Source organism: Streptomyces sp. NPDC002403, from assembly GCF_053593015.1.
The window spans coordinates 1-12,014 of the sequence record NZ_JBSFBQ010000106.1 but is presented as its reverse complement, the minus strand read 5'-3'; the positions used below and the strand labels follow the sequence as shown (position 1 = coordinate 12,014).

Genomic DNA, 12,014 nt, shown 5'->3' with positions numbered 1-12,014 from the left:
TGACCAGCCACGAAGTCATCGTCCAGTGCATCTCCGCAACGACCACCCGCACCGGACTGCGCGTCCATGCCGAACTCGACAACAACGCCTACCCGACCGGAGTGCAGATCGGGGACGCGGAGATGGCGGCTCTGCCGCTGACCCGGCATGCCTTCCACAGCGACTGGAACTATGTCCTGCATCCCCGGCAGGCCCCGGCCATCCCGGCGGCCCGGGTCCCGCAGACACCAGCGCCGGAGTGGGACGAGTCCCTGCCCTCCGACCCCGCACTGACCGGCTTGTCCCCGCAGCAACTGACCGACCTCACGCAGGCACTGGCCCAGGACAGGGACGGCCGGAGCGGCCGCCCGCCCCGGCTCGACTTCCCCGACCAAGTCCTGGCCACCGTGCTCCACCTGCACCTCGCCCTGGCAGCGGAACCCCTCGCCGTGCTCTTCGGCAGCAGCCGCACAGCCATGCACCGCACACTCCTGAAGGTCAGGAAACTCCTCAAGGCCCACGGCGTCGTCATCCAACCGGCAACCACCCCGCCCGCCGCCCTCGCACCCCTCCAGGCCCGGGTCCTCGCCCAGAGCAGCGATCCAGAAGGGAAGACCAAAACAACGTGTTAATGATCTGCAAGCCCTTAGACCGTGTCCTATGTGGTGAGTCGGACCAGTCGTTTGTAGCAGCAGAGGGCGGCGGCGAGTCCGAGAAAGGCCAGGTAGTTGCGGGGATGGCGTTCGTAACGGTGGTTGAGCCGGCGGTAGCCGGTCAGCCAGGACATGGTGCGTTCGATGACCCACCTTCGGCGTCCGAGCCGTTCGCTGGATTCGATTCCCTTGCGGGCGATGCGGACGCCGATACGTTTCCCGCGGAGCCAACTACGCAGGTCAGGGATGTCGTATGCCTTGTCGGCGTGGAGCTTGCGGGGTTTGAGGTTCCAGCCGCGGTGGGGGTCGTGTCTCGTTTGGAGACCGGCCACCATGGGCTTCAGACCCTGGCTGTCGTGGGTGTTGGCGGCGGAGATGCCGACGACCAGGGGCAGTCCGTTCGCGTCCGACAGGACGTGCATCTTGGAACCCGGTTTACCCCGGTCCACGGGGCTGGGGCCTGTGAGTTCGCCCCTTTTTTGGCCCGTACGTGGGCGGAGTCGAGGACCACGCGGGTCAGGTCGAGCAGGCCGCACTCCTCGATGAGGTCGAGCACCGCCTCGTGCAGCCGGCCCCAGACACCGGCCCTGGACCAGATGGCGAAGCGCCGGTGGGCAGTAGATTTCGAGACCCCGAAACACGGCGGCAGAGCCCGCCAGGCACACCCGCTCACCAGCACATAGACGATCGCCGCGAACAGGGTCTCATCAGGCGTGTCCTGCGTCCCGCCGCCCTGCGGGCGCACCTTTGACGGCGGGATCAACGGCTTCGCGATCTCCCACAGCCCCTCCGGAACAATCCAACTCCACGTATCCCGCCCCATGAACAGCCCAACGAGCGATCACCACATAGGACACGGTCTTAGTGTCCGAGCTGGGACTACCAGGCTATCTCGGGGGAACCTCATCACGCCGTACGACCCAGGCGTTGCTGAACAACATCTCGACTCGCCAAGCCAGCCTGTGACTTGCTCCCTGGAGCAGCCGGTGGGGAGCACTCTGAGGGATAGGGTGGAGGCTTCGTTCGACCCGTCTGCGGAGGTGCCTGCCCGGTGACCGACAGCTTCGTCCACCTGCACAATCACACCGAATACTCGATGCTCGATGGCGCCCAGCGGCTCAAGCCGATGTTCGCCGAGGTAGAGCGTCAGGGAATGCCTGCCATCGCCATGAGCGATCACGGCAACATGTTCGGTGCGTACGAGTTTCAGCAGGTGGCCAAGGGCTTCGAAAGTGTCAAGCCGATCATCGGGATCGAGGCGTATGTCGCACCGTCCTCGCGCAGGAACCGTAAGCAGGAGTTCTGGGGCCCCGGTGGTGTCCGGGCGATGTCGGACGATGGGGAGGGTTCCAAGGACGTCAGCGGTGGCGGTCGTTTCACCCACATGACGATGTGGGCGCAGAACGTCAAGGGCCTCCAGAACCTCTTCTACATGTCGACAGAGGCCTCCTACACAGGCCAATTCCCGGCAGGCAAGCCGCGCATGGACATGGAGCTGATCTCCGAGCACTCTGAGGGGATCATCGGAACGACTGGCTGTCCCTCGGGGGCCATTCAGACCCGCCTGCGTCTGAACCAGTACGACGAGGCCCGCGACATCGCAGCCCAGTATCAGGACATCCTCGGGAAAGAGAACTACTTCCTGGAACTGATGGACCACGGCCTGGACCTGGAGCGCAACGTTCGGGGGGGCCTGCTTCGTCTGGCGAAGGAACTAGGCATCCCGCTGCTGGCCACCAACGACGCGCACTATGTTCTCGAAGAGCACGCGGACGCGCACGACAACCTGCTGTGCATCGGCGTAGGCAAGGACAAAGCCGACCCGAACCGGTTCCGATTCAACGGCACCGGCTACTACCTCAAAACCGCCGCCCAGATGCGGGAGCTGTTTTCCGAGATCCCCGAGGCATGCGACAACACCCTCTTGATTGCGGAACGCATCGAGTCGTACGCATCAGTCTTCGAGAACGTCGACGAGATGCCGAATTTCCCTGGTGTCCCCGAGGGAGAGACGCAGGAGTCCTGGCTTCGCAAGGAGTGCCTCAAGGGCCTCGCCATGCGCTACGGTGACCCGATCCCGGCCGAGGTCCTCGAACGGTTCGAGACCGAGATGAAGGTCATCGGCCCGATGAACTTCTCAAGCTACTTCCTCGTCGTTGCCGATATCTGCCAGTACGCCCGTGACCAGAAGATCCCCGTCGGGCCTGGCCGTGGGTCGGCAACCGGCTCGATCGTCGCGTACGCCACCCGTATCACCGAACTGTGTCCGTTGGAGCACGGTCTCCTCTTCGAGCGGTTCCTGAACCCCGAGCGCATCAACCCGCCGGATGTCGACCTCGACTTCGACGACCGCCACCGCGACCGCATGGTGCGCTACGTCGTCGACAAATATGGCGACGAGTACACCGCCATGGTGAACACGTTCGGCAAACTCAAAGCAAAGAACGCGATCAAGGACACGTCGCGGCTCCTGGGCTACCCGTTCAGTCATGGCGAGCGGATCACGAAGGCTCTGCCGCCGGATGTGATGGGCAAGTCCATCCCGATCAGCGGAATCTTCGACGACAGCCACCCCCGCTACGGGGAAGCCGGCGAAATCCGGGCGCTGTACGAGAACGAGCCGGATGTCAAGAAGGTCGTCGACGGCGCCAAGGGCGTCGAGGGGCTGATTCGTAATACCGGTGTCCACGCAGCTGCCGTCATTCTTTCGAAGACACGTCTCACTGACCGCATTCCGCTCCACATGCGTGCCAAGGACGGCGTTAAGATCACAGGCTTTGACTACCCCAGTTGTGAGGACATGGGGCTGGTCAAGATGGACTTCCTGGGACTTCGGAATCTGGGCGTGATTGACCATGCGCTGCAGAACGTCCGCGAAAACCGTGGCATCAACATCACCACCGACACGATGCCGACTGACGGCGCCCAGCAGATCCCGCTGGATGACGCGACCACCTTCCAGCTCCTGGCCAGTGGAGATACCTTCGGTGTGTTCCAGCTCGACGGCGGCGGCATGAGGACCCTGCTGAAGCTGATGGAGCCTTCCCGGTTCGAGGACATCGCGGCAGCCCTCGCCCTCTACCGGCCCGGCCCAATGGCCGCGAACGCGCACACGAACTACGCGCACCGTAAGACCGGGCGGCAGGAGATCGAGCCGATCCATCCGGAACTGAAGGAAGCCCTGGATCCGATCCTGGGCAACACCTTCCACCTGCTCATCTACCAGGAGCAGATCATGGCCATCGCCCGGCAGCTCGCTGGGTACACCCTGGGCGGCGCCGACCTGCTGCGGCGTGCGATGGGCAAGAAGAAACCCGAGGTCCTGGCCGCCGAGTGGGACAAGTTCTCCGACGGCATGATGAACAAGAACGGCTATTCCGAGGAGTCCACCAAGGCTCTGTGGGACGTCATGCTCCCGTTCTCGGGCTACGCGTTCAACAAGTCTCACACTGCCGGATACGGGCTCGTCTCGTACTGGACCGCCTACCTGAAGGCGAACTACCCGGCCGAGTACATGGCCGCGCTCCTCACCTCGGTTGGAGATGACAAGGACAAGGCAGCGATCTACCTGGCCGACGCCCGGAAACTGGGCGTTCAGGTGCTCCAGCCGGACATCAACGAGTCCGTCGCCAACTTCACCGCTATCGGCAACGATGTACGGTTCGGGCTCCGCTCGGTGCGTAACGTCGGCGAAGGCGTCATCGACTCCCTGGTCGATTCCCGCAAGTCCAAGGGGAAGTACGTCTCCTTCGCCGACTTCATCGACAAGGTTGACATCGGGGCCCTCAACAAGCGGGCTGTCGAGTCACTGATCAAGGCTGGCGCCTTCGACTCGCTTCAGCACAGCCGCAAAGGGCTGTCTGCCATACACGAAGACGCCATCGACGCGATCATCCCGGTGAAGAAGCAAGCCGCGATCGGTCAGGACGATCTGTTCGGCGACCTTGGCAGCGACAGCGACGAGCCGGCATTTGGCCTGGACTTCCCCATCGACGACAGCGAGTGGCCCCGGAAGCAGTTGCTGGCCGCAGAGCGCGACATGCTCGGACTGTACGTTTCTGCGCACCCGCTGGACGGCACCGAGCACATCCTGTCCCGCAATCGGGACACCACGATCAGCGACCTCCTCGGCTCAGGCCGCACGGAAGGCATCGTTCAGCTCGCCGGCCTCATCACCAGCGTGGACCGCCGGATGACCAAACAGGGAAATGCCTGGGCGATCATCAACCTCGCGGACCGTGACGGCGAAATGGAGATCCTTCTCTTCCCGGCCACCTACAACCTGGTCCAGCATGCTCTGATCGCCGACACCGTCGTCTCCGTCCAGGGACGCCTCAACGACCGTGACGGCGCGGTCAGTATCTACGGGCAGGAGATCCAGGTACTGGACGTGTCCTCAGCAGAGACCGGCGGCCGGCCGCCGGTCACTCTGTCCTTCCCCGCACACAAGATCAACGAGCCGACGGTTGCCGAGCTGAAGCGCATCCTCGCCGCGCACAAGGGCGAGAACCCGGTACGGATGCGAGTTCAGACGCCCGCGAAGACCGTCCTGTACGAGCTGGGCTTCCTGGTAGACCCGACCTCGATCGCCTCCGACATCAAGGGCACATTTGGCGCCGACGCCTGGCAAGGTGTGGCGTGAGAGATGAGGACGGCGGAACCGTTCTACGGCTCGCCGATCCACCGGACTGTGCAGGGTGCGGAGGCCCGGGGCTGCTTCTGGCCCGATTCCCGCACACCTGGCATGAGAGCCGTCCGTGCACCGGCGGGCCCGCTCCACACCTGCGGCCCGTACCAGCTGACACGCCCGGCGACACAAGGCTGCCTGACGCAGGCCATGCCGAAGAGGTGCACAGTATTCGGGAAGCGGTGCTGTGCCCGGTCTGTGATCGCGGCGAGCCAGCCTCGGACAGGCTCCTGGCATTCCTCGTGCTCCACGAGGCACTGGCCACGGCCGAACTCGAGACCCTTCACGTCCTCGTTACTGCCTGGGTAGCCGTCGCGCGTGACCGCCAGGCCGACCAGCACCAGCTCGAAGACGAATTCCAGCGCTGGCGTAACGGGAAACTCTAGACAGCGGTGTGCTGACGGGAACGCTCCTGTCAGCACACCATCAGGCGGGCTGATTACGCCCTGGCGTAGCTACAGTCCTACAGGGCGCTACCGGGTCATGTACTGGCGGCCGTCGTCGCTGTCACCGGTCGGAGGGTTCCCGCCTTGCCCGTCGTCCTCTTCAGGATCCACCGCGAGAGCGATCAGGTCCTCAATCCAGACTCGCATCTGACTGCTTCCTTCCGTTGAGACAACCGACCCCGGGCGGGCGCCCGGATGACACAGCCTGCTGACGCGGGCTACTCAGGACAGGGCGATTGGTCTGTGAGGCGGCGGGACTCCCCGGGGCAGCCGTCGCGGCGCACGATGGTGATGTCCGAGGCCGGCGGCCGGTCGTACGACGGGAGTTCCGGCGCGGCAACGTACGACTGCCCCTTCGGACCGGGCTGCTGACGATGCTTCGACATACCCGGCAGCGTAGCCACCGGCCCAAGCACGCGGCAGAGCGCGAACTGCTGGTGTGGTAGCACACCAGCGCGTGTGTGGTCCTCGCGACCGCATACCTCCAGCACCTGGTCTTCTCCGCTCCCAGCGCGTGGATCGCGGTCAACGCGAGAACGACGCGAAGGATGGGATCGCCTGCGGCCATCTCCCCGGAGCCGCGCGCCCCGTCATGCGGTGATGCGCAGCCGGGCAGGCTGCTGTGGGCGCAGGGAAGCTGTTCCCGCCAGGCGGGCGGACCGCTCCGTACGGGCCCGCCGGAGGGCGGCTGCCTCGGTGGCGGCGGCTTCACGGCGGCGCTGGAGATGGGCAGCGTTGATCTGGGCTGGCGCATCGTCGACAGCAACCTCCGTCTCGGGAAACGCCCTGCGGCTGAGCTCGCGCATCGCCCTGGTCTGCCGCTCGACAGCCTCGGTGATCCCGGGATCCAGCCGCTGCGCGGGCGTGACGGCCTGGTGGGCGGCGAGCGCCTGGCGGAAGCCGGGCGACGCCATCTCGCGCGTCTTCACCGGCGTCTCCGGGACGCCCGCGTGCGGCCGGAGAGGTCGGCATGGGCGGGGCGGTCCGGGGTGCGGGTGCGGCGCCCACGGCCAGGACCCGGGTGCTGCGTACGGCGCCGGTGCCGGCTGACTCGCTGGCCGCGGTGACGATGCGGGCGCTGATCAGCCTCAGCTGGGTGGCGTACGCCGGGGAGTCGGGGCGCAGGTCCAGCTGTCCGGTCTCCGGGTGGAAGGCGACGGCAGCCACGTGGTCGGGCAGCTGCGGCGCGACGGCGGCTGCGATGTCGGGCCAGCGGTCCAGCACGGTTCCGCCGGCGGCGCGCAGCTCGGCAAGCTCCTGCTCGCTCGGCTCCAGCGCGAGGGCCTGGTCGTCGGCGACGTCGCCGAGGTCCTGGCGGCCGCCGTTCGCCGCTTCCCTGACCTGGGCGAACGCTGCCTCCACCTCACTGCGGACCGCGCGGCTGGTGGGAGCATCCCAGTCGCCCTCGTACCGCTCGGTGCGGGCGCGGACCTGCAGGCGGCCGTCGACCAGGCCGCCCTCGCTGCTGGAAGTGCGGTTACCAGGGGCGGAGCTCGGTGGTCAGTTCCTCCCACCATTGATGTTGGTGTTCGTCTTCGGGGCAGGGGCCGAGGGCGAGGACCTGGGCGGTAGAGCAGGACGCGGGTCGCGCACTCGAGCCAGCGTTCGGTGTCTCGTGCTGGTGGGGCCGGGCCGAGGACGGTGGCGAACCAGGCGGGCAGGAGCAGGCGGTTGCTGACGGCGTCGGCCAGTTTGCTGCGTAGCGTCAGGGTCAGCCGTTGCTCCGCGCGCTGGCCGGCGGCGATGGCCGGCTGTTTGTCGGCGGTGGCCGCCCGGTCCGCGGCGAGGGCCGCGGTGGACGTGCGTGCCTCGGAAGCCTGCCGGGCAAGGCCCTGGTGCTCGGTCGCCTCGCGCGCGATGACGGAGCGCAGCTTGGTAGCGGCCTTGGCATGGGGCTGGGTGTTGTAGGGGGTGGAGAGCAGCGTGCCGACCAGGGCGACTGCTTCCTCCCGGGTCGCCTGATGCCGGGCCTGGGCGTCGTGGAAGCGTTGCACCCGGTTCTGGTGGTGGGTACGGAGGTTGCTGGTGAGGAGGACGTCGGCGGCGTCCCACCCGGACTCCATCGTGGCGGCCAGGGCACGCTGGTCCTTGGTGAAGGTGTCCAGGTCCACGGGAGGGACGTTCCCGACAGCCATGATCTGGCCTTCCAGCAGCCGTACGTGCTGGGTGAGCCTCTTCACCGTCCGCTCCGCAGCCTCGGCGCGGTCATCGAGCTCGTCGACCCGGCCGTCGACCTCCTCGGTCGAGGTCTCCAGGGACGAGATGTCGTCGCGAAGGGAACGCAGCTCGTGGTCCAGGTCTTCGGTGTAGCCGAACCGGGACTTCAACCGCTCGTGTGCGCCCTCCAGGTCGTCCAGCCGGCTGTCGAGACCGCTTACCTGTAGGTCGATGTTGCGGACCCGCCGGTCGGTGTCCCGGAACTGGGAGTCCAGAGCGTCGCTCACTTCTCCGCCTCCTGTCCGTCCGCGACGGCTGTGCCCACGAAGGCCCAGCCGATCAGGAAGGCGACGATGAACCAGGGCGGCAGGACGCCCAGGACGACCAGGACGAGCAGCGCCCCCACCGCGTGCAGAGCGATGGACGCGGTGCGGCGGGCGAGATGGTTTTTCACGGTCGCTTCGAGCCGCCAGCCGTAGAAGGTGCCCACCAGGTGCGGCATGACCAGGGCGTACCACCCGTCCGAGTACCCCAGCAGGCGGAAGGCGAGGATCAGAGCGATCGCCACCGCGCTCTGGACCCGCCAGGACCAGAAAATGACCTTCTCGCTGCGCACCCGCTCCGGTTCGGCCAGCAGGGCCGGCATCTGCTTCTCGTACGCCATCAGCGCCTGCGCGCGCTCCATCAGGATCCGAGGGGCGCAGCCGTCGGCCCTTCACTGCGGCGGCCTATCGACAGGCCTCGCCACCGGTCCAGCAGAGCGGTCAGCAGGCCACGCTTCTGGGCACGTTCGACCCTGGTTTCCCACTTCTCGACCGTGCGGGACTGGAGCCCGTCCGTTCGCTGATCTCCAACGGGGAGGTGCCGGCCTCGAGGGCCCGTGCTGTCGCCTCTCGCGCCCGCGCCGTCAGCCGGAGCCCCGCTTCGTAGTGCTGCGTGCGCTGTCGGCCGATCTCGTCGAGTTCGCGCAGCAACTCGTCCCCGTTCGCCTTCATACGCCGATCTTCCCCGGCCGGGCGCCCCGCAACGGGTCGAACGACGAAATCCGGCAGCCCACACCTTCTTCGGCGGGCCTCGGGCCGGACGGCAACCGTCTGACATGCCGGACGCTGGCTGAGGCAGCTCAGCCGGGCGCTGACTGGTCTCCCCGGAACCGGCACACGGCTGCGGCGTGCTCGGTAGCGTGACCGCCATGACGGAACGGGATGAGCTGCGGAGCGGGCCGGAGCGTGGGCGCCTGGGCGGCATCGAGGCGCCGCCGAGCGGCCCTGCCGGCACAGTGCGGGTGATCACCGGCACGCGGGCCCGGCAGGTCAACGACCAGGAAGCCCTCGACTTCGGCATCTCCACCGACCGGGCCTGCCTGGAGGTCCAGCACGTCTTCTACGACGCCGACGACGACGTGCTGCGGCACACGGTGACCGTCGATTACAGCGGCCGCCCCTACATCACTCGGCACGAGCCGACGCCGGAAGAACTGGCACTTCGCGAGTAGGCAAGGCACCGCTAACGAGAGGACACCCCCGACGTGAAGTACGCGGCTGACGACCATCAGTTGGCCCAGGTCCACCTGCAGGCGGCCGTCGCCGAGGCCGCCCTCGGCGAGTTCAAGCAGGCCACTGCCCGCCTGGACGCGGTGCTCGCCCTGCGCGGCTTCGACCTGCTGTCGATGGCCCGCGCGACGGCCGCCTTCATCGACTCGCTCACTTTGGTCACCGGCAACGAGTGGGCTACCGGCAAGCTCGCCTCCAAGGCGCAGGAGCAGACCAAGAGCCTGGACGAGCGGGTGCCACCCGCCCGTGCGCACACCCTTCGGCTGATGTCGGCGTGGTCCTCGAAGGACCCCGCCTCCTTCGAGGCGCTGTTCACCGCGGCAGCCGGCGATGCTGCCGCGTCCCAGCATGTACAGGACCTGTTCGTCTACGCACTGGAGTGGACGCAGAACAAGGCTGTGAACTCGGTGAACCCGCAGACGCTGGTCAAAGCCATCTGCTCGGCGCTGACCGAGCATGGCCCCTCCCACTGGCCGTGGAAGCGCCCAGAGGCTGGGCCGAACGAAACCGGCCGGGGCGGGGGTCGTTGAGCCGGTGTCCGGGCAGCCTCCCGGACACCACGGGACGGGAAGGGAGATGGCTGTGCCGAACGTGGCTACCGCCGAGCAGAGAGCGGCCCAGCGGCGCATGGTCAGCCGCGTCACCTCAAGCGGGGTTCTCAACCGTGACGGGCTGGCGTTCTGGCGCGAGGCTGGCTGCGGGGAGTTCTACGCCGACGCCGACGAGGTCGCCGAGGATCTGGCGGTGCTCCAGGTGCCGTGCGAGATCGTGACGGCCTACCGGTTCCCGCTGGCCAACGCCCACTCCCAGCGGCCCCGCAAGGGCTACGAGGTACGGATCGCGGCCAAGGACCTGCCCTCCCTGGAGGTATGGATGCCCGCGCTGAAGGAATACCGGGCCAAGCTTCCCGAGGACGCCCCCGGCTGGGGCTTCATGTACTTCCAGCCCGCGCCGGGCAAGAGGCTGATCGGATCCGTACTACGCGCGCTTCGAGAACGGCGTCCTGGTCGAACGCGAGGAGACCGTCGCAGCCTGATCAATGCCGAGCATCGGGGTGCGAGCATCGTGATGCGGGCGACGGCCCTCCTCCGAGCGCCATCGCTGACGTCACGTGAAAGGTGTGCCCCTTCCCCGGCTGCCGCAGCGTCAGTGAACCGCTGGGAGACGGCTGGCACCCAGAGGGGTGGTGAGCAAGCGGCCAGCCCGCTCAAGTCCGGCATCCGCCTCGACGACATCGGGCCCAAGTACTACAACAGCCCTGTCCGGCGGCTGACACTGGACGAGGTTGTGGACGATAGGGGGCGATCCGTGAAGCGGCCTGAACGTGTTGCTGTCATCGGAGTGGGCATCCTTGGAGCCTGCGTGGGCTGGAACCTGTCCCGGCACGGCGCCAAGGTGGTCTTCATCGACGCAGGCAAGCCAGGCGAGGGCGTCACCAACTGGTCTTTCTCGTGGGTCAACGCCAGCAATAAGACCGTGCGCAAGTCCTACTTCGACCTGAATGTCGCGAGCATGGCTGCGTACCGTGAGCTCGCCGAGACCTTGGGGCCGGACTCGTGGTGGTATCCCCGCGGGCATCTGCGCTGGGCAGACGATCCCGCGACGGAGGCGAAGCTCCTGGAAACGGCCGCGCTGCTGGCCGACTGGGACTACCGGGTCGAGGCGCTCACGGGGATCGAGGTACGCCGCCGCTTCGAACCAGCTCTGACCTTGCCCGACGAGGTTCCAGTCCTGTTCTATCCCGACGAAGCCTGGGTGCACGGCCGCCATCTCGTCGGCCGCCTAGTTGGCCAGGCCGTCGCATCCGGTGCCGAGCTCCGGTCCGAAACTGCGGTCCGTGACATCGGCACCCGTGCCGACGGGAGTGTCCGAACAGTCGCTCTGTCCGACGGGAGCTGTCTGGACGTCGACATCGTCGTAAACGCAGCAGGCCCCAGCGCTTCCCATGTCGCCGGGCTCGTCGCACGGCACCTGCCGATGTGCAGGGAACCCGGAGCCGTCACGCGGATCAGCTGTGAACGGGTCCCGGTTCACCGCCCCATGCACGCACCTCAGATCGAGATCCGTCCCGACGGAGACGGCTCGGTAGCCCTCCACAGCCGCGAAATCGACGCGCGCATCGACGCTGGCGAACATCCATCGGAACTCGCACGGCTGCTCCGCGAACTGGCACGGCATGTCGTTCCCGAGCTAGGCGACTCCCGCATCACCCAGACACGGGTCTCCAACCGACCTATCCCAGCCGACGGATTCCCCTCGGTGGGGGCAGTGCCGTGCCTACCGGGCTACTACGAGGCCGTTTCCCACAGCGGCATCACACTCGGGCCGCTCATCGGCCGGCTACTTGCCTCGGAGATCCTCAGCGGGAAGAGCGACCAGATGCTTGCGGACTTCCGCCCGGAGCGGTTCCCCGCGTGACAGCTCGGGACGGCGCCGCCACTACCTAGTGCTGTGACCGCGTAGGTTCGCCGGGTTTGCCCGGCCGCCAGTAGCCTCCCGCCCATGGGAGAAGCCGAGGTCCGGGTCGTGGTCCGTAAGT

The 12,014-nt window shown here is 67.0% G+C and carries 9 protein-coding genes and 1 pseudogene; 6 read left to right on the top strand and 4 right to left on the bottom strand.

From position 1 onward, the window contains the following. Nucleotides 1-611: ISAzo13-like element transposase-related protein (locus tag ACWCPY_RS42135; RefSeq protein WP_451274341.1), on the top strand; the 611-nt coding region annotated here is incomplete at its 5' end. 26 nt (nt 612-637) lie between these two features. On the opposite strand, the gene ACWCPY_RS42130 is transcribed toward ACWCPY_RS42135, so the two are convergent. Continuing rightward, nucleotides 638-1,455 (bottom strand): IS5 family transposase gene (locus ACWCPY_RS42130; protein ID WP_451274339.1). Its coding sequence is split into 2 segments (ribosomal slippage): nt 638-1,107 and nt 1,107-1,455, totalling 819 coding nucleotides; the frame shifts between segments, so codons are not numbered across the junction. A gap of 228 nt (nt 1,456-1,683) precedes the next feature. Here ACWCPY_RS42130 and dnaE point away from each other — a divergent pair. Both dnaE and ACWCPY_RS42120 read left to right on the top strand, forming a co-directional pair. Further along, a complete protein-coding gene (gene dnaE, locus ACWCPY_RS42125; RefSeq protein ID WP_451274337.1) occupies nt 1,684-5,274 on the top strand; it encodes a DNA polymerase III subunit alpha in 3,591 nt (1,196 codons plus the stop codon). Beyond that, nucleotides 5,271-5,705, top strand: a complete 435-nt coding sequence (locus ACWCPY_RS42120; RefSeq protein ID WP_451274335.1) for a DUF6300 family protein — start codon at nt 5,271-5,273, stop codon at nt 5,703-5,705. The genes dnaE and ACWCPY_RS42120 overlap by 4 nt, the downstream gene beginning before the upstream one ends. Nucleotides 5,706-6,355: 650 nt before the next feature. Here ACWCPY_RS42120 and ACWCPY_RS42115 read toward each other — a convergent pair. The 3 genes and pseudogenes from ACWCPY_RS42115 to ACWCPY_RS42105 all read right to left on the bottom strand — a co-directional run bounded on the left by ACWCPY_RS42115 (nt 6,356) and on the right by ACWCPY_RS42105 (nt 8,607). Further along, nucleotides 6,356-6,694: a hypothetical protein gene (locus ACWCPY_RS42115; protein ID WP_451274333.1), complete on the bottom strand. Its 339-nt coding sequence runs from the start codon at nt 6,692-6,694 to the stop codon at nt 6,356-6,358. 151 nt (nt 6,695-6,845) lie between these two features. Further along, nucleotides 6,846-6,989, bottom strand: a pseudogene (locus ACWCPY_RS42110) (DUF721 domain-containing protein); the annotation flags it as partial. Between the two features lie 1,216 nt (nt 6,990-8,205). Continuing rightward, entirely contained in the window at nt 8,206-8,607 is a 402-nt protein-coding gene (locus ACWCPY_RS42105; RefSeq protein ID WP_451274331.1) for a hypothetical protein, read from the bottom strand. A gap of 507 nt (nt 8,608-9,114) precedes the next feature. On the opposite strand from ACWCPY_RS42105, the gene ACWCPY_RS42100 reads away from it, so the two are divergent. The 3 genes from ACWCPY_RS42100 to ACWCPY_RS42090 are packed head-to-tail and all read left to right on the top strand — an operon-like array spanning nt 9,115 to nt 11,893. Next, nucleotides 9,115-9,417, top strand: coding sequence for a hypothetical protein (locus ACWCPY_RS42100; RefSeq protein WP_451274329.1), 303 nt, complete (start codon nt 9,115-9,117; stop codon nt 9,415-9,417). 33 nt (nt 9,418-9,450) lie between these two features. Beyond that, nucleotides 9,451-10,005 carry a hypothetical protein gene (locus ACWCPY_RS42095; RefSeq protein ID WP_451274327.1) on the top strand — a complete coding sequence of 185 codons (555 nt, stop codon included), beginning with the start codon at nt 9,451-9,453 and terminating at the stop codon, nt 10,003-10,005. A 46-nt stretch (nt 10,006-10,051) separates the two neighbouring features. Beyond that, nucleotides 10,052-11,893 (top strand): NAD(P)/FAD-dependent oxidoreductase, encoded by a 1,842-nt coding sequence (locus ACWCPY_RS42090; protein WP_451274325.1) that lies wholly within the window; start codon nt 10,052-10,054, stop codon nt 11,891-11,893. The last annotated feature ends 121 nt before the right edge of the window (nt 11,894-12,014 follow it).

Excerpts from the sequence above, each read along its gene's own strand:
- ACWCPY_RS42090 (WP_451274325.1), top strand. The coding sequence starts at position 10,052 with ATGGCTGTGCCGAACGTGGCTACCGCCGAGCAGAGAGCGGCCCAGCGG.
- ACWCPY_RS42105 (WP_451274331.1), bottom strand. The coding sequence starts at position 8,607 with ATGGAGCGCGCGCAGGCGCTGATGGCGTACGAGAAGCAGATGCCGGCC.
- ACWCPY_RS42100 (WP_451274329.1), top strand. The coding sequence starts at position 9,115 with ATGACGGAACGGGATGAGCTGCGGAGCGGGCCGGAGCGTGGGCGCCTG.